Below are 20603 nucleotides of genomic sequence, written 5' to 3' on the forward strand. Positions count from 1 at the left end.
GACTGAGAATCGCCAGATTCGATTGAAATCTAGAAAATGAATAGGGACAGCGAGTTGAAACTGGATATCATATTCTTTCATTTGTCTGGTGACGATGGCAGAGAGGTCACACCTGTTCCCATACCGAACACAGAAGTTAAGCTCTCTAGCGCCGATGGTAGTTGGTCTTACGATCCGCGAGAGTAGGACGTTGCCGGGCAATATACCCAGGAGGATTAGCTCAGCTGGGAGAGCATCTGCCTTACAAGCAGAGGGTCGGCGGTTCGAGCCCGTCATCCTCCACCATTTAATATTATGCCGGAATAGCTCAACTGGTAGAGCAACTGACTTGTAATCAGTAGGTTGAGGGTTCAAGTCCTTTTTCCGGCACCATTTCTAGAGCCATTAGCTCAGTTGGTAGAGCATTTGACTTTTAATCAAAGGGTCAGAGGTTCGAATCCTCTATGGCTCACCATTTTAATAATTTTATATGCGGGTGTGGCGGAATTGGCAGACGCACTAGACTTAGGATCTAGCGCCTTTGGCGTGGGGGTTCGACTCCCTTCACCCGCACCATTTTTGCGAAAGTAGTTCAGTGGTAGAATACAACCTTGCCAAGGTTGGGGTCGCGGGTTCGAATCCCGTCTTTCGCTCCATTATTAAATTTTGAATGCCGGGGTGGCGGAACTGGCAGACGCACAGGACTTAAAATCCTGCGGTAAGTGATTACCGTACCGGTTCGATTCCGGTCCTCGGCACCATTTAATTTTTAATATGCGCCCGTAGCTCAATTGGATAGAGCGTTTGACTACGGATCAAAAGGTTAGGGGTTCGACTCCTCTCGGGCGCGCCATTTTTATTAGCTACGGGAAGTAGCTCAGCTTGGTAGAGCACTTGGTTTGGGACCAAGGGGTCGCAGGTTCGAATCCTGTCTTCCCGACTCGCTTTACATATATGGGGGCTTAGCTCAGCTGGGAGAGCGCCTGCTTTGCACGCAGGAGGTCAGCGGTTCGATCCCGCTAGTCTCCACCATAAACTTAATTATTATTTCGGCGGCGTAGCTCAGCTGGCTAGAGCGTACGGTTCATACCCGTGAGGTCGGGGGTTCGATCCCCTCTGCCGCCACTATTTATTTTAATAAGTGTTTACCTTTGGATTTAGGACCTTTAGCTCAGTTGGTTAGAGCAAACGGCTCATAACCGTTTGGTCGCAGGTTCGAGTCCTGCAAGGTCCACTTTATATATGGAGGAATACCCAAGTCCGGCTGAAGGGATCGGTCTTGAAAACCGACAGGGGCTTAACGGCTCGCGGGGGTTCGAATCCCTCTTCCTCCGCCATTATTTTTTACTTCAGCACTCAATAAAATATGGTTTTCAATTTATTTATTATTATCGCGGGATGGAGCAGTCTGGTAGCTCGTCGGGCTCATAACCCGAAGGTCGGTGGTTCAAATCCGCCTCCCGCAATTATTAGTGGTCCCGTGGTGTAGCGGTTAACATGCCTGCCTGTCACGCAGGAGATCGCGGGTTCGATTCCCGTCGGGACCGCCATGTATGGCTCAGTAGCTCAGTCGGTAGAGCAAAGGATTGAAAATCCTTGTGTCGGCGGTTCGATTCCGTCCTGAGCCATCTTTTTATTTTGTATTATGCCGGAATAGCTCAACTGGTAGAGCAACTGACTTGTAATCAGTAGGTTGAGGGTTCAAGTCCTTTTTCCGGCACCATTCCATCTGGAGGGGTAGCGAAGTGGCTAAACGCGGCGGACTGTAAATCCGCTCCTTCGGGTTCGGCAGTTCGAATCTGCCCCCCTCCACCATTTGATTCATACATATGCTATAATATTAATATAGGGGCATAGTTCAACGGTAGAATAGAGGTCTCCAAAACCTTTGGTGTGGGTTCGATTCCTACTGCCCCTGCCATGGCGATTGTGGCGAAGTGGTTAACGCATCGGATTGTGGTTCCGACACTCGTGGGTTCGATTCCCATCAGTCGCCCTTTATTATTAATGGGCTATAGCCAAGCGGTAAGGCAACGGACTTTGACTCCGTCACTCGTTGGTTCGAATCCAGCTAGCCCAGTTAAAGGCGCCATAGCCAAGTGGTAAGGCCGAGGTCTGCAAAACCTCTATCACCGGTTCAAATCCGGTTGGCGCCTCCATCTTTACTAATTTTATATTGCGGGAGTATTTCAACTTTTAGAATACAGATCTTCCTGATCTGAGGTGTAGGTGTAAGTCCTACCTTCCGCTCCATTTATAGTTACCATAGGGTAGCTTATTTTTTTCTTACACACTGTCATTGACTATCCTGGTAATTAGCACTATACTTAGTTTGCTACAATTAATTTAATATTTAGCCACCGTGGCGGAATTGGCAGACGCGCCGGACTCAAAATCCGGTTCCTCACGGAGTGTCGGTTCGACCCCGACCGGTGGTATACTAAAGCCTCTAAACATTGCGTTTAGAGGCTTTTATTTATGATACGTTCATATGTCTGTTCGGTTATTTGAGTGAAGTGATTCGATGGGATTGATTCAATCATATCCATCGCCTTAATAATGTAATCACATGCGCTTTTATCATTACCTAATCGCTCTTCATTTAAAGCAAGATATGTGTATTTCTGTGCATGTATACTTACGTCCGCAAGCGCCATAAATTTTGTATCAGCGTCATCGCTTTTCAAAATGGAAATTGCGCTCTCGTATTGTTGTAAGTTATAAAGTGCAATTGCTTTATATAAGCTCCAGAAGTCCTCGAAGTTATCGCTTACTTGCTGCTGATACTGATCGTGCTTTAACAGTGTATCTCTTTGATCCAGTAGGTATAACAGCTTATGATATTCCTCGTTAAAGAAGTAATAGATGATATCTGTTGTAAATATATCGAAGTTTGTCTGAAAATCATCTGGATTTAACAGCTTTATATTATCAAATTTTTTATATGTGTCTCTATAGTGTGTTTCATCCTGATTCAATATATACATGACGCACAATGATTTATATATTGGTGTCAGATGTTTGTAAGTCTTGTTCTCTATACATTTTTCTTCAGCAAGCTTAAAGTATTTAATACAGTCATCAATATCGTAGTTCTGATAGCAGAACGTTCCGATTGATACGAGTAAGTTAGGGATGATATTTGGATTTGTAACAGATAGGTCATCTTTATAATTTTCATAAGTTGTAATCGCATGCTGCAATGCTTTATCGTAATCCCTTACAAGATAATATATGCTTGCGTAATCTTTTTCAACCTCTATTAATTCATTTATATCATCATTATCAGCATAGATTGATTTCGCTTTATTCATATATTTCACAGCATTATCAATATCATTAATGCGTGCTTTCGTATATGCATAATGCTTAAATATGAAGGCACCCTTTCTGTTATGCTGTATGTCATTAATAACAGGGGATAGGATTCCATCAATTTCTTTCTGATAAGAAATATTCGGTACTTTTAATATCTGTTGAATTTCGTTATAAATTAGGAGCTTTAATAAGAAAGTAAATATGCAGCATTAATAAGCTAGAGGTCATTACTTCACTAAATATTCGTTGCTTCTTTAATTCCAAAAAAATCTCAATGCAACGTAATGTGCATTGAGATTTTTTTAGATTTCTTTTTGGTTTTCAATAATTTTATTTACGATACCGTATTCTTTTGCTTCTTCTGTATTTAACCAGTAGTCACGGCCTGTATGCTGCTCGACTTCTTCTACAGATTTACCAGTTTCACGTGCGATTAATTCATTTAACTTTTGGCGTGTACGGATAATTTCTTTCGCTGTAATCTCCATATTTGACGCTTGTCCTTGAGTGCCCCCACTTGGCTGATGGATCATAAAGCGTGTATTTGGCAATGCGTAACGATTTTCTTTCTTACCTGATAAGTAAATTAATACGCCCGCACTCACTACCCAACCTGCACCAATAATCTTCACTTCTGATTCGATGAAATTAATCATATCGTGAATTAAATAACCAGAGTCTACATGTCCACCAGGAGATGAGATGATTAATTTAATTGGTTCATGATTGATTGAATCTAAAAGTAATAATTGATTGACAACTTCTTTCGCTGATTTGTCATCAATACCTCCAGAGATTAGGATTGTTCTTGATTCTATCATTTTTTCTATCATTAGATCTTTGTTTTCGTTTGGCATAATAAGCCTCCTATATGCTTGTTATTTTTATTTTATTGGTTTGGTCAATTTAAGTCAAACATAATACTCACGGATTTATAAGATTATAATTGTGTTATATTTTTCAAAAATTTATTGCTTTTAAGTAATGAAGTATGTTAAAAATATAATCAATACGAAAAAGGGTAGGTGTAACAATGAGGTTAACTCCAAAACAGTTTTTTATGAATATTCTTAATGGTATGGCGGCGGGTATTGTCGTTGCACTTGTACCGAATGCGATGCTTGGTGAATTGTTTAAGTATCTCGCTCAATATAATGATATTTTTATAAATTTAGGACACTTGCTGATGGTGTTCCAGTTTACGCTAAGCTTACTTGCTGGTATTACAATTGGTGCTCAGTTTAAGTTCAGTGCACTGCAGACAGCGATACTCTCAGGAGCATCGATGCTCGGTTCTGGTGCTGTTCAGTTTAATGGCAAAGGTTTTCAGTTCGTCGGTATTGGTGACTTGATTAATATGATGCTGACGATTGCTATCAGTGCAGCGATATTAATCTATGCCGGCAACAAGATGGGTAGTTTAAATATTGTATTTTTACCGTTACTTGCTGGAATTCTGCCTGGCTTCATTGGTACGCTGACTTTACCTTACGTAAAGCACGTTACGGGAGCGATTGGTCAGATGATTGAACGCTTCACAGAACTGAATCCATTGATGATGTGTATATTGATCGGTATTACATTCAGTTTACTGATGGCAACACCTATTTCTCTTGTGGCTATTGCTACTGTGATTAGTCTTTCAGGACTAGGAAGCGGGGCAGCGAATCTCGGAATTGTAGCATGTTGCTACACGTTTATCTTCGGTTCATTAAAGGTGAATGATCGCGGAACGGTACTGACTTTAATTATTGGTGCTGCGAAGATGATGATGCCTGTATACTTCAAGAACCCTTTAATTGCTTTACCGCTCTTTATTAACGGGATTGTGGCTGGACTATGTGCATATTTCTTTAATGTTCAAGGTACGCCGATGAGTGCAGGTTTCGGATATACAGGGCTCGTTGGTCCAATTAATGCGCTGAAGTTCATGGAAGGAAGTTTCGCTGCAAATATACTCAGCCTGCTTCTCGCATACGTGATTATTCCATTGCCGATCGCATTTGTTACACATATCGTTCTAAAGAAAGTTATGCCGAAATATCAGGATAGCTTGTATAAGTTTACGCCACAGCAGTAGATTGTTTTAGATATTGATATCATGACAAAGAAATAACCCATGTGCAATGAAGATATGCAATCTTCGTAGCGCATGGGTTTATTTTTATATAAATTTATTTCGGTTGTTTTGGATAATTATTCAGGAATCGTTCAAGTCTTACACAGGCTTCTTTAATTTCTTCCATTGTTGATGCGAAAGACAGACGGATATGACCTTCTCCGTATTTAGAGAAAGCACTGCCAGGAACAACTGCAAGACGTTCGGATTCTAGTAAGTCTGTAGCAAACTGATATGAGTCTGAATTATAGGCAGAGATATCCGGGAAGATATAGAAAGCACCTTGGGGTTTTTCTACGGGTAATCCCATCTGGGTTAATTTGTCATAAAGATAGTCTCTACGCTCTTTATACGCTTTATTCATTGATATGATCTCTTTATTATCATGTGTGAACGCGCTAAGCGCCCCGTACTGACTTGGTGTTGCTACACAGATAGAGTTGTATAGATGAACGCTTGTAACGTGTTTAATGAGTTCAGGCGTAGATACAACATAGCCGACACGTGCGCCAGTGATTGCATGTGATTTCGATAACCCATTGATAACAAATAATCGATCACGAACACTGTCAAATTCGATAAATGAATGATGTTCTACATCATATATATTCTCTGAATAAATTTCATCTGTCACGATAAAGATATCTTCATCTTTCAGCACATCTACAAGACCTTTAATCTGGTCATACGTCAATGTCTTTCCGGTTGGATTTGTCGGATAGTTAAAAAGAATCGCTTTCGTATCTTTAGTGATTGCTCTTTTGACCGCTTCTGGTGTCGGAATTAAATGTGTATCGCGCGTGTCAATGTTCACGACTTTAGCACCGAGCAACTTCAGAATTGGTTCATATCCAAGATAACTTGGAGAAGGAATAATCACCTCATCTCCTGGATTAATGATGCTTCTAAAAATATCATCTATTGCTTCTGATCCTCCGTTTGTTACGACAATCTGATGCTCAGCATCATAGTCAACGTTGAAGTCAAGTTTTAACTTATCACTGATAGCCTGACGCAGTTCAATAAGACCACGGTTATGTGTATAGCGCAGTTTATTGTCATTGATTGCTTCAATCATCGCATCTTTAATATATTGTGGTGCGTCGAAACCGGACTGACCGAGCGTTAAATCAACAGCATCATGTAGACCTGCTACTTTATTTGCGAATTCTCTTGTCCCTGGAATGGTTACTTCTAAGATATTGTTGTTTAATGTTGGCATATGTTTCACTCTTTCGTTAGTTTGTTCTATAAATTGTACAGTAATGATTATAAAGAATCAAAAAAATAAAAATTATTAGAACATTTGTAAAAATAAAAATCTTGTATAATTATTCTATATAATGTATAATTCGATTATAACAGAAAGGGGTACTCATATGAAAATAAGAAATGTCATGCAATTAACATTCGTGTTTATAGTATTACTATCCGTTTTTCCTTTTTCTACAGCGCGTAGTGCGACAGACCAATATGATGTGGTTAAGAAGAATGGAGTACTACGTGTGGGTCTGTCAGCAGATTACGCACCCTATGAATTCGAAAAGACAAAGAATGGTAAGCGAGTATATGCAGGGATTGATATAGAGCTCTCCAAAAAACTTGCCAAAGATTTAGGTGTGGAGCTCAAAATCGTCAATATGCAGTTTGATAGCTTGCTAGGGGCACTTAAAACAGGAAAGATTGATATGATTGCTTCGGGTATGAGTCCAACGCCTGAGCGTAAGAAAGAAGTAGATTTTACAGACTACTATATGCATGTACAGCAACGTATGATTATACAAAAGAAAGATAAAGATAAATTAAAGGCGATAGAAGATTTTACTGGTAAAGCGATCGGTGTACAGAAACAGACGACACAAGAAGAGCTAGCTAAGAAAGAAATACCAGAAGCAGAGGTGCAGTCATTAACACGTGTTCCAGAAATAATCATGTCGCTCAATACAGGAAAGATTGATGGTGTGATATTAGAGGGCCCAGTAGGAGAGGCGTATCTTTCTCAAAATAAAACCTTAGCATTCTCAGAGTTGCAGTTTGCAGATGCTGAAAAAGGAACAGCGATTGCTATTCCCAAAAATTCACCGAAACTGTTAAGTGAATTAAATAAACATATAAAGGAAGTAAATGATAAGAATTTAATTCAGGATTATAAAGATAAAGCAAATCAGGAGATGTTTGATGATGGCTCATTCTTTAGTAAATATGGAACATTCTTTATCCAGGGGATTGGTGGAACGATTGTTATTTCATTAATTGGTGTACTTCTTGGTTCATTATTTGGAGGTATCCTGGCATTTATGAAACTAAGCAAGAATATTATTGCCAGAACGATATCATGGATCTATATCGAGTTTATTCGTGGAACACCGTTACTCGTCCAAGTATTCTTGGTGTACTTCGGTACGACAGCAGTACTCGGCATCGATCTTTCAGCATTCATCTGCGGTGCGATTGCACTTGTGATCAACTGTGCAGCATATATAGCTGAGATTATTCGTGCAGGGATTAAAGCAGTGGACAAAGGACAGATGGAAGCGGCACGTTCACTTGGATTAAGCAATTCGCAGGCGATGAACAAAGTCATTATGCCACAAGCAATCAAGAAGATATTGCCAGCACTTGGTAATGAATTTATTACTGTGATTAAAGAGTCATCTATCGTTTCGGTGATCGGGGTATCTGAACTGATGTTCAATGCTCAAGTGGTTCAAGGTGCATCGTTTGATCCATTTACACCGTTATTGATAGCAGCAGTTGTGTACTTTATACTGACATTCGGATTGTCGCGTGTGATGAATGTCTTTGAAAGGAGGATGAGTGTAAGTGATTAGTGTGAATAAGCTATATAAAAGTTTTGGAGAAGTTGAAGTGTTAAAAGGCATTGACCTTGAAGTAAGTACCGGTGAGGTTGTTGCAATCATCGGACCTTCTGGAAGCGGAAAGTCAACATTATTACGTTGTTTGAACTTGCTTGAAACCCCAACGAGCGGAGAAATTATCTTCGAAGGCAATCAGCTTACAGCGAAAGGGACAAACATCAATAAACTAAGGCAGAAGATGGGGATGGTATTTCAGAGCTTTAACCTTTTTCCCCATAAGACGGTTATTGAGAATCTAATGCTTGCACCTTCCTTGCTTAATAAAGGAGATAAATCTGGGTTAAAGGCAACAGCTCTGGAATTGCTTGATAAAGTTGGATTACAGGATAGAGCAGAACATTATCCGTCGCAGCTTTCAGGTGGGCAGAAGCAGCGTGTTGCAATTGCACGTGCACTGGCGATGAACCCTGATGTGATGCTCTTTGATGAACCAACATCAGCACTGGATCCAGAAGTAGTAGGAGATGTACTGCAAGTTATGAAGAAGCTTGCACTTGAAGGGATGACGATGGTCGTTGTAACACATGAGATGGGTTTTGCCAGAGAAGTAGCAGATCGTGTCATCTTTATGGATAAAGGAGTGGTGCAAGAGGAAGGACCGCCTTCTGAACTTTTTACAAACCCTAAGCATGAAAGAACAAAGAGCTTTTTATCTAAAGTATTGTAAGCGTGTGGGATATCCACATGCTTTTTTGTGTTAAACTATAAATGTTTAGGAGGTGTACGATGAACGAACAGTTAAAACAGGAGATTATCGCATATAGTAAGACGGTCGGCATTGATGCGATTGGCTTTACGACGGCAGATCCTTTCCATGAACTGCGACCGAAACTAGAATCTTATTACAACTCAGGCTATGCATCAGGATTTGAGAAAGGTTCTATTGAAGAGCGCATTGACCCGAAGCTATCATTACCAGAGGCACAGTCCATCATCGCGATTGCAGTAGGTTATCCGAATAAGTTACCGAACGCACCTAAAAGCATGCGCGGGGCGCGTCGTGGGATATTCGCACGGGCGTCGTGGGGTATAGATTATCATACACTTCTAAATCGACGCTTATCATTGCTTGAATCATTTATATTAGAACGTGTGCCTGATGCGAAAGTAATGAATATGGTGGATACGGGTGTGCTAAGTGATCGTGCAGTCGCAGAGCGTGCGGGACTTGGATACGCAGCGAAGAATGGCTTTATATTAAATAAGACACTTGGGACTTGGACCTATTTAGGAGAGATGCTGATTTCTATTCCGTTTACACCTGACCATCCGGTTATCGATTCATGCCTCGACTGTACGATATGTATCGATCGATGCCCTACAGGTGCGCTGCTTGGTGATGGACAACTCGATTCCAATAAATGTATCAGTTTCTTAACGCAGACGAAAGGATTTATGCCGGATGAATACCGGGGGAAGATTGGTAACAGGTTATACGGTTGTGATACATGTCAGCAAGTATGTCCTAAAAATCGTGGCATCAATACGACGCATGATGATATTGAACTGGAACCACAAACTTTAAAGCCATTACTTGTGCCGCTTTTAAAGATGAATAACAAACAGTTTAAGAATGAATATGGTCATCTTGCTGGTGCATGGCGTGGTAAGAAGCCGATTCAGCGTAATGCTATCTTAGCACTTGCGCACTTCAAGGAAATAGATGCCATTGATGACCTGAAAGAGGTCGCGGAAAATGATGTGCGACCAGAAATTAAAGGGACCGCATACTGGGCACTTGGACAAATTAGTATGTCTACCCATGATTATTTAAGAGAAAGATATACGCAGGAAACAGATAATGATGTTAAAATAGAAATATTAAAAAGTTTAGGAAGTGTAGAATAGATGTCATCAATCAATATCGTATTATATCAACCAGAAATACCAGCAAATACAGGAAATATCGCGCGTAGTTGCGCAGCTACAGATACAGATCTGCATTTAATTCGACCGTTAGGGTTCTCGACCGACGACAAGATGTTGCGTCGCGCAGGTTTAGATTACTGGAAATTTGTCAATATTACGTACTATGACAGTATCGAAGAATTCTTTGAGAAGAATAAAGGACATTACTATTTACTGACGAAGTTCGGTAAGAAACCACATACAACATTTGATTACAGCAACACAGATGAGAAACATTACTTTATATTTGGTAAAGAAACGACAGGACTCCCTGACTGGGTAAAGGAAAAATATATGGATACAGCGCTTCGTATACCGATGAACGATAATGTACGTTCACTTAATCTGTCGAATACAGCAGCGATTTTAATATATGAGGCATTGCGTCAGCAGAACTATCCAGGATTAAAATAATTCGGAGGTGCACTATGGATACAATCGATTTACTACTCAATCATCGTTCAATACGCAAATTTAAGGATGAACCTTTATCCCAAGAACAAATTAAGACATTAGTAACTGCAGCACAGCATGCATCGACTTCAAGCTACGTTCAAAGCTACTCAATTATAGGAGTAACAGACCCTGAGCTAAAGGCACAGCTAAGGGCAGTTAGCACTCAGAGCTATGTCGAACATAACGGTCACCTGTTTGTGTTTGTCGTAGACTTTAATCGTCATCATCATCTTGGACAGCATTTTAATACGAGCGTCGATGATTACTTTGGAACAACGGAATCATTAATTGTAGGGACGGTAGATGCCGCACTTGCAGCTCAGAATATGGCAGTAGCAGCAGAAAGTATGGGTTTAGGGATATGTTATATCGGTTCATTAAGAAACGATATAGCGCGTGTGAGTGAATTGCTGAATTTACCGGAGTATACGTATCCGTTATTTGGTATGGTAGCAGGGGTGCCGGATCAGGCAGGCAGCCAGAAAGAACGTCTGCCATTTGACGTCGTTTATCACGAAAACAAATATCAGCCATTTGATTTCAATGATTATAAAGATTATGATGCGCGTGTGAGTGCGTATTATAAAGAAAGAACGAACGGTGAGAGAGATGATGCCTGGAGTGCGCAAGTCATTGGTATGTTAAAGGGTAAACCGAGACTTGATGTCGATGAGGTATTAAAGTCAAAAAGGTTTTTAAAACAATAAAAAAAGCAGCCGAGGCTGCTTTTTACTTGTCTAGATCTTCTTCTTTTAAACCGTAACTAGATTCACGGCCAGCTGTTAAGATAGCAGTTAAGAACGCGATACATACCATACCGATTAATAAAGTATTCATTGGTACTCCCCCTAAATAACATTAATATACACATTATAACCTAAAGTTCGAATAAATTAAACATTATTTCTAACCGCCCTTTATAAATTATAAGGTTATGTATGCTAATTTTAGGGTAAGAGTAAAAGTAATCATGTATAATGAAAAAGAGATTAATTAGGAGGAAAACATCATGGCAATGAACTTTAAAGTATTTGAAGATAAATCAACAGCAGCAAATTATGTGGCAGACTTATTCCGTAAACAGATGAACAATAACCCAACTTCTATTATTGCAACAGCATTAGGCAATGAGGCTGATGCTGTACTTGCAGAACTTTCTGCGGATGTGGCAAAGACACCAGTAGATATGAGCCAGATTCACATCTTTGATTATGACAAGAAACAAGCAGAATATTTAAATATCGGTATTGTGGAAAGTCAGTATCATAAAGGTGGTAAAGGAAGTATTATGTCTTTGATCGATGAAGAAGCAAAGACTAAAGAGAATAAAGGAAAACTGACAACCTTATTTGCATCTGTAACAAGCAGTGGAGCAGTAGGCTATAAGGAGCTGGATCAAGACGATGACAAAGGTTTACGTGCCGCACGTGAAGTTGTTCTTATCTTAACAGGTCGTGATAAAGCGGATATAGTTCGTAATCTTTATAAAACTGAAGCAGGTGGACGTTTCGAAGCGGCTAATCTTAAGACGCATCGAATGGTGAACGTTATTATGGATAAAGAAGCAGCACAAGGTTTGCCAGAAGACGTGCGTGAATATTTCTATCAAATGTATAGCTAATTGAAGTAAAGGCCCGGATGAGGGTCTTTTTTTGTTGAGTGATGTTGAAGGAGTAGATGTGAATGTCCGAATAGTAGCCATTCGCAGGTGAAATTTAGTCCGGGTGTCCAAAAAAGTGACACTCGCGGGTGAAATTTGGTACGAGTGACCGAAAAAGTGACACTCGGGGTCCATAATTAGTCCGGGTGTCCAAAAAAGTGACACTCGCGCACCAAATTTAGTACGAGTGACCAAAAAAGTGACACTCATTATTTTTCTCTTTTAATGCTTAACTGAAATGGCTGCTTAATCTCTTGTTTATCCCAATACCTCCTTAAATTTCGTTCGCTCATCAGTCCACCGAACCAGTCATAGAGTAGTGCTGTCGTTATTACTATATTCGGAAACAGTATTGGCAGATCTTCGAAGCTTGCCTCGATAATCTCACGACTTGAAAATGTCGTCTTACAATACGTACATTGAAACTTCCGAGAAGATTGTTTGATTAATTCGTGATAACAACTCGGACAGTATGCGCCTTTGTCAACTTCGTGATATCGTATTTCTAATGGTCTATCAAAGTCATTTGGTTTTCTCATTTGAATAAGCTCAGCCGCAACGACCTGATTATAAAACTTTGGTCTCTCTATAGAATTAAAGAATGCTTTATAATTATGCATCGTTAAATAGTGATCGTGATGTTTAGAATAAATCATCTGATTTTTATTCGTAAAAAACGGCATGACAATAATGTTGTCGACTTTAAATTCAAATACAGAGCACATAAGCTTCTTTATCTTCTCAATCTGATTATTCAAGGAATGAAACACTTCGCCATTAGCGAGATAATAAAGCACACCATCATAGGTCAAATCAAAGTTAAAGTATTTCACTTCAAAAATATATAAAGTATTTTCGATAATTAAGATAGAATCAATCTGAAATTGGGTATAATTAATAGTATAGTTTAAATCAGTTAAATAAATACATGAGTCATTACTGAAGTGTTCATGTATCAATTTATCAGCTATTACTTCACCGATATAGCCGAGTTCCTTCTTTTCAAGGTCACGTACATTGGTGTCACTGAAATGATATCTGTGTTTAAGGTGCATAAAGCTGTAGACTTGTTGTGAGGGGATTCTTACGATGTATTGCATGAGGATTCTCCTTATAGTTTGGTATCAGATTATATTATAGTTAACAAATATTAACTTTTAGTTAAAGGAGTGTTAAATTATGTCAACTCATCGCTATGAAGATCAGGAAAATGAAATGGTTACTAACTTTGAAGATGTCGTAGAGCTCGGTAAAGAGATGGAACAAATATCAGAACAGAACGCCGAAAATCATGAAGAAAAGCAAGATGACGAAGCGTAATTAAGAATCAGAATACATGATATGTATTCTGATTTTTTTGTTAATTATTAATGAATGAAAGCGTTATTTAATGTAAAATATAAGTATAAAAGAGATAAGGGGAGAATAACATGTCATTTAGAATTGAACACGATACATTTGGAGAAATTGAAGTACCTGCAGATAAGTTCTGGGGTGCCCAGACACAGCGTAGTAAACAGAACTTTCCAGTAGGTAAAGAACAGATGCCAATTGAAGTGGTATATGGCTTTGCACATTTAAAGAAAGCGGCAGCAATTGTAAACAAAGGATTAGGGAAATTATCAGATGCTAAGAGTGACGCTATCGTTAAAGCATGTGATGATGTATTGAGCGGGAAATTAGATGCACACTTCCCATTAGTTGTCTGGCAGACAGGTAGTGGTACACAAAGCAATATGAACGTTAACGAGGTTGTAGCATTTGTTGCGAACAATTATTTAAAGGAAGCTAGAAGCGATGAAACAGTTCACCCGAACGATGATGTTAATAAATCACAAAGCTCTAATGACACGTATCCGACAGCGATGCATGTTGCATTATTCCACGAAATTGAAGCTAAATTATTACCTTCTTTAAATACATTGCGTAACACTTTAAAAGAAAAAGAAGAAAAGTTCGCATCAATTATCAAGATTGGTCGTACGCATTTACAAGATGCAACACCTTTAACATTAGGACAAGAAGTTTCAGGTTGGCGCTTTATGTTAGATAAATGTGAGGAGCTACTCAATACTTCTAAGAAAGAATTATTAAACCTTGCGATTGGTGGCACTGCAGTTGGTACAGGAATTAATGCTCACCCTGAATTTGGTGACCGTGTTGCAAAACAAATTGGTGAACAAACAGGATATGACTTTATTTCATCTCCAAATAAGTTCCACGCACTAACTGCACATGATGAAGTAACGTTTGTTCACGGCGCATTAAAGGCGTTAGCAGCTGATTTAATGAAGATTGCAAATGACGTACGCTGGCTGTCATCAGGACCTCGTGCTGGTTTAGCTGAAATTTCTATTCCTGAAAACGAGCCAGGTTCTTCAATTATGCCAGGTAAAGTAAACCCGACGCAGTCTGAGATGTTAACGATGGTTGCGGTGCAAGTTATGGGGAACGATGCAGCGGTTGGTATTGCGGCAAGTCAAGGGAACTTCGAACTTAATGTATTTAAACCTGTGATTATGTATAACACGTTACAATCGATCTACTTATTAACGGATGGTATGCAATCATTTAATGATAATTGTGCTGTAGGCATCGAGCCGATTGAAGAGAATATTACGAAATATTTAAACGAATCTTTAATGTTAGTAACAGCATTGAACCCGCATATCGGATATGAGAAAGCAGCATATATTGCGAAGACTGCACATAAAGAAGGCCTAACATTAAAAGCATCTGCACTTAAGAGTGGTTATCTAACAGAAGAACAGTTTAACGAATGGATTAAACCAGAGGAAATGATTCATCCGAAATAAGAAGTGAAGGGCAGGTAATCATGAAGAGAATTGGATTAGTAGATATAGGATCAAATACAATCAGACTTGTAATCTTTGATTATTCAGTTGAAGCAGGATTACAGGAATTACAGAATATCAAGACGCCTGCACGACTGTATCAATATCTTGATGCAGATAAGGTAATGTCGGATAAAGGAATCGCTGTACTTTGTGATACGTTACAAAGCTTTCAGAAAGTTGCTGATAAGTTTAAAGTAGATGCACTTTACCCAGTAGCGACAGCAGCTGTACGTCAATCGTCTAATATTGAGGCAATTAGCGCACGCGTGAAGGAAGAAACTGCAATAGATGTGCGCATTATTACTGAACAGGAAGAAGCATTCTATGGCTACTATGCAGTGATTAATACACTGGACTATGCAGATGGTGTAACTGTAGATATCGGTGGGGGAAGTACAGAAGTAACTTATTTTGAAGATAAGGAACTTAAGTTTTCACATAGTTTTCCATTCGGTGTCGTAACGTTACAGAAACTGTTCTTTGACGGCAAGGAACATAATGATAAAGAAGCGATTAAAGCAGCGGGTGAATATATTAAGAATGAAATAGAAAGCTTAAAGTGGCTCGAAAAACGTAAATGTCCAATTATTGCAATTGGTGGTTCTGCGCGAAATATCGCACGTATTCACCAATCATTAACTGAATATCCGATTGCGGGTGTACATGGTTATGGTATGAAAGAGAAAGATCTTGAACTCGTATTTAAGACGTTAATTCATACCCCTAAAGACGAACTTGAAGACCTGGATGGCTTGAGTCGCGATCGTCAAGATATTATCGTACCATCTTGTGTGTTATTTAATACGCTGTTCGACGAAGTAGATGCGACGGAATTCATCTTTTCCCGTAAAGGATTACGTGAAGGTGTCATTATGAAAGTTCTTGAAAAAGAATACGTACTACCGTTTGATAAAGATAATGTATTTAAAGATTCATTACGTAACTTAGCGAGTGATTACAATATCAAGCACGATGAAGCAATGCAGCGTACCATGATTGCAGAGATGCTATATTACGAAATGGAAAAGCATGACTTGATCAAAGGAAATAAAAAGGACAAGACTTTCTTAAAGCATGCTGCGTACCTTTACTATTTAGGAAGCTATATCGATTCTGATGCAGCGAGCCAGCACACATATTATATTCTTTCAAACTCAAGTTTAAATGGTATCAGTCACAAAAATCGCGTGAAACTCGCTTTACTCTCCAGTTATAAGAATAAATCTTTACTGAAGTTCTATGAAGATGAAACGAAATGGTTTAACAGTGATGAGAAAGATGTCATCCAGATGCTTGGCAGCATTCTGAAGTTTTCACATGCATTAAATATCAGCAATACCAATATCGTCGAATCACTTTATTTTGAGAAGAATGACGATAAATATAATCTAATCATCGAATACAACGGAGATCCAATAGCTGAAGAATATCAGACAGAGAGACAGAAGAAACATATCGAAAAAATAATTAAATCTAAAATTAACCTCATATTTACAAAAGCTTTACATTAATTCGGTACAGTAGAATAGGCAGAATTATGAAAACATGAAAGTGGACGTGATGATGATGAAACAGAATTTAGATTTAGGGAATAAAGCATATTATAATAATCGCGAAGTGAGCTGGGTTGATTTTAACCGTAGAGTCATAGAAGAGGCATTTGATCAGAAGAACCCATTACTTGAACGTATTAAATTTTTAGCAATCGCCAGTTCAAACTTAGATGAATTTTTTATGGTTCGTGTGGGTGGCCTGAAAGATCAGGTAACGATGGGATTCAGTGAACCAGAGAATAAGACGCAGATGACACCGACAGAACAGCTGATTGCGATTGATAAGGCAAATAGAGATAATGTGAAGATGCAGTATGATCAATATCATGCGTTAATTCGTGATCTTGAAGGGTACAATGTGTACTTCAAATCGGTGGATGAATTATCACCAGAAAGTTATAGCATCATTGAAAAGAAGTTCAACTTCGAGATTCTTCCGACATTAACGCCGCTTGGAATTGATGCATACCGACCATTTCCAAAGTTATCTAATAAATCGTTAAACATATTTGTCGATGTAGTGACGGATAGTGGTGAGAAGAAATCAGCGATCGTCCAGATTCCAGCTTTACTTAACCGAATTATTGAATTGACAAATGGTGAAAAAACAGTATATGTTCTATTGGAAGATGTTATCACACATTTTATTCATAAGCTGTTTCACGGCTATCAAGTAACGCGTACATTTGCTTTCCGTATTACGCGTAACGCAGATCTAACAATTCATGAAGATGGAGCAGAGGATCTTCTGATTGAAATAGAGAAATTTCTTAAGAAGCGTAAAAGTGGTGCGGCTGTGCGTCTTGAGATTGATACGCGACAGGATATGTCAATCAATGCGTCATTTTTAAAGGATGAACTTGAAATTGAGGATCGTGATGTATATAAACTTGAAGGGCCACTAGATTTAACGATGTTATTCCAATTATCAGGAATGATAGAGAAACGCTACCCTCAACTTGCCTTTAAGCCATTTGAACCATGTCCGCCGAAGTATCTTGGAAATGGTGAGCTTTATGCTGAAGCTTTAAAGCGTGATATATTCTTTCATCATCCATATGAATCTTTCCAGCCGATTGTGGATTTTATTAAAGAAGCGTCTGAAGACCCGAATACATTGGCGATTAAACAGACGCTATACCGTGTATCAAGCGACTCACCGATTATTGATGCACTGAAAAATGCAGCTGAGGCGGGTAAACAAGTGACGGTGCTTGTTGAGCTGAAGGCACGTTTTGACGAAGAGAATAACGTACACTGGGCACGTATGCTTGAAGAAGCGGGATGTCACGTTATTTACGGTATGACACACCTTAAAACACACAGTAAAATTACGTTAGTCGTTAAGAAAGTAAATGATGAAATGGTATCATATGTTCATTTAGGAACAGGGAACTATAACGATAAAACAGCTAAAATCTATACAGATATGGGTATCATTACGACGAATAAAGAAATTGGAGAAGATGCGATGAACTTCTTCAATTACTTAAGTGGTTACTCTGAGAAACCGACTTATAAGCGATTACATGTTGCACCATTTGAGATTCGTGATGAATTTATTGAACATATCGATCGGGAGATTGAGTGTCAGAAACAGCACGGAAATGGACTGATCATTGCGAAGATGAACTCGTTAACGGATAAGACGGTAATTAAGAAGTTATATGAAGCGAGTAACGCCGGTGTTCAAGTAAAACTGATTATTCGAGGAATATGCTGCTTGAAACCAGGAATTCCTGGTGTAAGTGAGAACATTCGTGTCATCAGCATTGTAGGACGATTCCTTGAGCATTCAAGAATTTATTACTTCTATCATAATGGGGAAGAGAAGATGTACTTATCCTCAGCAGATATGATGACACGCAATATGATTAAACGTGTAGAAATCTTATTCCCAATTATTGATAGCAAGATTGTAGAGGAATTAAAAGATATATTAAATCTGCAGCTAGAAGATAATCAAAAAGCACGTGAGCAAGATTCAAATGGTATATATCATTATGTAAGGAATGATGCACGTGCGATTAATTCACAAGATGAATTGATATATCGAGCAGAGGAATTTAAACGTTCGTTTATCAGACCGAAAGAAGTCATGCATAAACCGATGATGAGTAAACGTGCAAAATTATTAGGGTTTGTGAAGAATAAACTAAAACGTAACTAAAGGTCGTGACAGAAGTGTTCTGGTTTTGTCGTAGTGGCAACTTTTGAAACGCCGTCAAAAGGTCGTGACACGAGCGTTTAGGCACGAAAAATAGGCAGGAAACTTATAAGTTTCCTGCCTATTTTTTCGTAACTTCTCTTTTTAATGAAATTCTGTAATAGTCTGTACGTCTCTTCTGTCTGTTTCACGCGGGGTCTTAATAGACTTTCCAACAGTGATTAGCATTGTTGGAACATAGCGCTCGTCGATATTGAACGATTCAATTAATTGTGTACGGTTAAATCCACCGATGGCACATGAGCCTAGATCGCGTAACGTTGCAAAGTTCATAATCTGCATTGCAGGGAATGTAGAGTTCATTACTGCTGCCTCATAAGCATAATGTTCATTTTGATACACATTGTTCACCTGACTTGCGAGACGTTCTTTAATCTCACTAGTCATGCGTCCTTTTTGGATATCTGGTGCGCAAATTTCATCGATATTCTTATTTGCCTCTTTATCACCTAAAATTACGATAACCGCACTTGCATCAACAATTTGCTGCTGGTTAAAGGCGATAGGAAGTAACTTCTGTTTACCTTCATCTGAGTGAAAAACCATAAACTTCCAATGTTGTAGATTCCATGCTGACGGTGCTTTATTTGCAGCGTCGAGTAAGTCTAGTATTTCATCCTGAGAAAGTTTGAACGCTGGATCGTATTGTTTCACTGCGCGGCGTGTCAGTAATTTCTCTTGTATATCTGTGGCTATCATTTTGATCCTCCTAAATATTGATATCTATATCATAGTGAATCACTATACGTTATGCAAAACTATTGCTCTAATGTTGCTGCAACAGTCTCACTGGTAAATGGATGTACAAACTCCAGTTTATAGCTTTCTAGCGCGAGTTGACGTAGGTGTGAATCACTGTATAGTGGGTCTCCGATAACGGGATGTCCGATTTCAGCAAGATGTACTCTAATCTGGTGTGTACGTCCTGTTTCAAGCTGCAGTTCGACATCTGCAGTACCGTCGCCATTCGCTTTAGAGCTTACGATATGTGTAACTGCTCGGTCGCCTGTTTGCGAAACACGGCGTTTATTTGGATGGAACTTGTCTTTACCGATTGGCATATCGATTGTCTGATTCTTCAATGGTAGGTGACTCTTAACTTTCGCACGATATGTACGCTTGATTAATCGTTCTTCTAGCATACGGTCTAGTATCTTTTTGATAAATGGATTTTTAGCGACAAGTAATAAGCCGACAGTTTCCTGGTCGAGACGATGTATCGGTTCCACATATTCTGAATCGAGTGTATAAATTGCGTGGTTTAACAACGTATTTGACTCACTCATATCATTTGGATGTGTCTTAACACCCTTTGGTTTAACGAGTATCGCTAAATAATCATCTTCATATTTCACTTCGCACATGCGATAGCTTGATTTATAATTGCTCTTTTCTTCTGCAACAGGTAAGTAAAGTTCATCTCCAGTACTTAACGTATCGCGAAATGTAGCAGCTGCACCATTTATCGTAATTGCTTTAGACATACGTAGCTCATGTGTCGGCTTCTTTGGTATTTGTAAATGTTTAAGCAATGCCTCTATCGTCATATTATTCCATTCTTCTATTACACGTAATTTCATATATTTTCTCCTATTCACTTTTATCGTTTATAATAATAGGGTATAAATTATAGACTAATAAAATGA

The 20603-nt window shown here is 38.9% G+C and carries 17 protein-coding genes, 23 tRNA genes and 1 rRNA gene; 35 read left to right on the top strand and 6 right to left on the bottom strand.

What is annotated here, in order from left to right:
• Positions 1-84: 84 nt before the first annotated feature.
• From rrf to QNJ52_RS08645, 24 genes are all read left to right on the top strand, one after another.
• A 5S ribosomal RNA gene (gene rrf, locus QNJ52_RS08530) occupies positions 85-199 on the top strand.
• 10 nt (positions 200-209) lie between these two features.
• Positions 210-285 (top strand) — tRNA-Val (locus QNJ52_RS08535).
• Positions 286-296: 11 nt separating this feature from the next.
• Positions 297-372 (top strand) — tRNA-Thr (locus QNJ52_RS08540).
• A gap of 6 nt (positions 373-378) precedes the next feature.
• Positions 379-454: transfer RNA gene (locus QNJ52_RS08545), tRNA-Lys, on the top strand.
• A gap of 17 nt (positions 455-471) precedes the next feature.
• Positions 472-555 (top strand) — tRNA-Leu (locus QNJ52_RS08550).
• Between the two features lie 5 nt (positions 556-560).
• A tRNA-Gly gene (locus QNJ52_RS08555) sits at positions 561-635 on the top strand.
• A 16-nt stretch (positions 636-651) separates the two neighbouring features.
• Positions 652-740, top strand: a tRNA-Leu gene (locus QNJ52_RS08560).
• Between the two features lie 15 nt (positions 741-755).
• Positions 756-832: transfer RNA gene (locus QNJ52_RS08565), tRNA-Arg, on the top strand.
• 13 nt (positions 833-845) lie between these two features.
• Positions 846-919 (top strand) — tRNA-Pro (locus QNJ52_RS08570).
• Positions 920-935: 16 nt separating this feature from the next.
• A tRNA-Ala gene (locus tag QNJ52_RS08575) sits at positions 936-1011 on the top strand.
• A gap of 19 nt (positions 1012-1030) precedes the next feature.
• Positions 1031-1104, top strand: a tRNA-Met gene (locus QNJ52_RS08580).
• Positions 1105-1139: 35 nt separating this feature from the next.
• Positions 1140-1213, top strand: a tRNA-Ile gene (locus tag QNJ52_RS08585).
• 10 nt (positions 1214-1223) lie between these two features.
• Positions 1224-1316 (top strand) — tRNA-Ser (locus QNJ52_RS08590).
• Between the two features lie 55 nt (positions 1317-1371).
• Positions 1372-1445 (top strand) — tRNA-Met (locus QNJ52_RS08595).
• 8 nt (positions 1446-1453) lie between these two features.
• A tRNA-Asp gene (locus QNJ52_RS08600) sits at positions 1454-1529 on the top strand.
• A gap of 5 nt (positions 1530-1534) precedes the next feature.
• Positions 1535-1607, top strand: a tRNA-Phe gene (locus QNJ52_RS08605).
• 19 nt (positions 1608-1626) lie between these two features.
• A tRNA-Thr gene (locus QNJ52_RS08610) sits at positions 1627-1702 on the top strand.
• Between the two features lie 8 nt (positions 1703-1710).
• Positions 1711-1794: transfer RNA gene (locus QNJ52_RS08615), tRNA-Tyr, on the top strand.
• Positions 1795-1826: 32 nt separating this feature from the next.
• Positions 1827-1900 (top strand) — tRNA-Trp (locus QNJ52_RS08620).
• Between the two features lie 2 nt (positions 1901-1902).
• Positions 1903-1975: transfer RNA gene (locus QNJ52_RS08625), tRNA-His, on the top strand.
• A gap of 12 nt (positions 1976-1987) precedes the next feature.
• A tRNA-Gln gene (locus QNJ52_RS08630) sits at positions 1988-2059 on the top strand.
• Between the two features lie 5 nt (positions 2060-2064).
• Positions 2065-2138: transfer RNA gene (locus tag QNJ52_RS08635), tRNA-Cys, on the top strand.
• Between the two features lie 19 nt (positions 2139-2157).
• Positions 2158-2232, top strand: a tRNA-Gly gene (locus tag QNJ52_RS08640).
• Positions 2233-2335: 103 nt separating this feature from the next.
• Positions 2336-2417: transfer RNA gene (locus QNJ52_RS08645), tRNA-Leu, on the top strand.
• A 24-nt stretch (positions 2418-2441) separates the two neighbouring features.
• On the opposite strand, the gene QNJ52_RS08650 is transcribed toward QNJ52_RS08645, so the two are convergent.
• The gene (locus QNJ52_RS08650; protein WP_283722324.1) at positions 2442-3293 is read right to left on the bottom strand and encodes a hypothetical protein; all 852 of its coding nucleotides are present in this window, start codon (positions 3291-3293) and stop codon (positions 2442-2444) included.
• 306 nt (positions 3294-3599) lie between these two features.
• Positions 3600-4154 carry an ATP-dependent Clp protease proteolytic subunit gene (locus QNJ52_RS08655; protein ID WP_283722325.1) on the bottom strand — a complete coding sequence of 185 codons (555 nt, stop codon included), beginning with the start codon at positions 4152-4154 and terminating at the stop codon, positions 3600-3602.
• Positions 4155-4330: 176 nt separating this feature from the next.
• Here QNJ52_RS08655 and QNJ52_RS08660 point away from each other — a divergent pair, with 176 nt between their 5' ends.
• Entirely contained in the window at positions 4331-5377 is a 1047-nt protein-coding gene (locus QNJ52_RS08660) for a PTS sugar transporter subunit IIC (RefSeq protein WP_219492952.1), read from the top strand.
• A 94-nt stretch (positions 5378-5471) separates the two neighbouring features.
• On the opposite strand, the gene QNJ52_RS08665 is transcribed toward QNJ52_RS08660, so the two are convergent.
• The gene (locus QNJ52_RS08665; protein ID WP_283722326.1) at positions 5472-6638 is read right to left on the bottom strand and encodes a pyridoxal phosphate-dependent aminotransferase; all 1167 of its coding nucleotides are present in this window, start codon (positions 6636-6638) and stop codon (positions 5472-5474) included.
• Between the two features lie 157 nt (positions 6639-6795).
• On the opposite strand from QNJ52_RS08665, the gene QNJ52_RS08670 reads away from it, so the two are divergent.
• The 6 genes from QNJ52_RS08670 (at position 6796) to QNJ52_RS08695 (ending at position 12280) form a co-directional block, all read left to right on the top strand.
• Positions 6796-8247 (top strand): ABC transporter substrate-binding protein/permease, encoded by a 1452-nt coding sequence (locus QNJ52_RS08670; RefSeq protein WP_419956622.1) that lies wholly within the window; start codon positions 6796-6798, stop codon positions 8245-8247.
• Positions 8240-8962 (top strand): amino acid ABC transporter ATP-binding protein, encoded by a 723-nt coding sequence (locus QNJ52_RS08675; RefSeq protein ID WP_283722327.1) that lies wholly within the window; start codon positions 8240-8242, stop codon positions 8960-8962. The genes QNJ52_RS08670 and QNJ52_RS08675 overlap by 8 nt, the downstream gene beginning before the upstream one ends.
• A 59-nt stretch (positions 8963-9021) precedes the next feature.
• Complete coding sequence (gene queG / locus QNJ52_RS08680) at positions 9022-10143, top strand: tRNA epoxyqueuosine(34) reductase QueG (protein WP_283722328.1); 1122 nt, start codon at positions 9022-9024, stop codon at positions 10141-10143.
• Positions 10144-10617: a tRNA (uridine(34)/cytosine(34)/5-carboxymethylaminomethyluridine(34)-2'-O)-methyltransferase TrmL gene (gene trmL, locus QNJ52_RS08685; protein WP_012657482.1), complete on the top strand. Its 474-nt coding sequence runs from the start codon at positions 10144-10146 to the stop codon at positions 10615-10617.
• Positions 10618-10631: 14 nt separating this feature from the next.
• Entirely contained in the window at positions 10632-11366 is a 735-nt protein-coding gene (gene nfsA / locus QNJ52_RS08690; RefSeq protein WP_283722329.1) for an oxygen-insensitive NADPH nitroreductase, read from the top strand.
• Between the two features lie 302 nt (positions 11367-11668).
• Positions 11669-12280, top strand: coding sequence for a 6-phosphogluconolactonase (locus QNJ52_RS08695; protein ID WP_219492945.1), 612 nt, complete (start codon positions 11669-11671; stop codon positions 12278-12280).
• A 248-nt stretch (positions 12281-12528) separates the two neighbouring features.
• Here the strand turns inward: QNJ52_RS08695 and QNJ52_RS08700 are convergent, their stop codons facing one another.
• On the bottom strand, positions 12529-13419 hold the full coding sequence (locus QNJ52_RS08700) for a nuclease-related domain-containing protein (RefSeq protein WP_283722330.1): 891 nt from the start codon (positions 13417-13419) through the stop codon (positions 12529-12531).
• Positions 13420-13498: 79 nt separating this feature from the next.
• Between QNJ52_RS08700 and QNJ52_RS08705 the strand changes: the two genes are divergently transcribed.
• From QNJ52_RS08705 to QNJ52_RS08720, 4 genes are all read left to right on the top strand, one after another.
• Entirely contained in the window at positions 13499-13639 is a 141-nt protein-coding gene (locus tag QNJ52_RS08705; RefSeq protein WP_283722331.1) for an SAS053 family DNA gyrase inhibitor, read from the top strand.
• 110 nt (positions 13640-13749) lie between these two features.
• A complete protein-coding gene (gene fumC / locus QNJ52_RS08710; RefSeq protein ID WP_219492942.1) occupies positions 13750-15135 on the top strand; it encodes a class II fumarate hydratase in 1386 nt (461 codons plus the stop codon).
• 17 nt (positions 15136-15152) lie between these two features.
• Positions 15153-16688, top strand: coding sequence for an exopolyphosphatase (ppx, locus tag QNJ52_RS08715; RefSeq protein ID WP_283722405.1), 1536 nt, complete (start codon positions 15153-15155; stop codon positions 16686-16688).
• 49 nt (positions 16689-16737) lie between these two features.
• A complete protein-coding gene (locus QNJ52_RS08720) occupies positions 16738-18900 on the top strand; it encodes an RNA degradosome polyphosphate kinase (protein ID WP_241427520.1) in 2163 nt (720 codons plus the stop codon).
• A gap of 141 nt (positions 18901-19041) precedes the next feature.
• Here the strand turns inward: QNJ52_RS08720 and QNJ52_RS08725 are convergent, their stop codons facing one another.
• Both QNJ52_RS08725 and QNJ52_RS08730 read right to left on the bottom strand, forming a co-directional pair.
• Positions 19042-19656 (bottom strand): nitroreductase family protein, encoded by a 615-nt coding sequence (locus tag QNJ52_RS08725; protein WP_283722332.1) that lies wholly within the window; start codon positions 19654-19656, stop codon positions 19042-19044.
• A gap of 59 nt (positions 19657-19715) precedes the next feature.
• Positions 19716-20537 carry an RluA family pseudouridine synthase gene (locus QNJ52_RS08730; protein WP_283722333.1) on the bottom strand — a complete coding sequence of 274 codons (822 nt, stop codon included), beginning with the start codon at positions 20535-20537 and terminating at the stop codon, positions 19716-19718.
• Positions 20538-20603: the final 66 nt, after the last annotated feature.

The organism is Macrococcus sp. S115 (genome assembly GCF_030067655.1).
Classification (GTDB): domain Bacteria; phylum Bacillota; class Bacilli; order Staphylococcales; family Staphylococcaceae; genus Macrococcoides; species Macrococcoides psychrotolerans.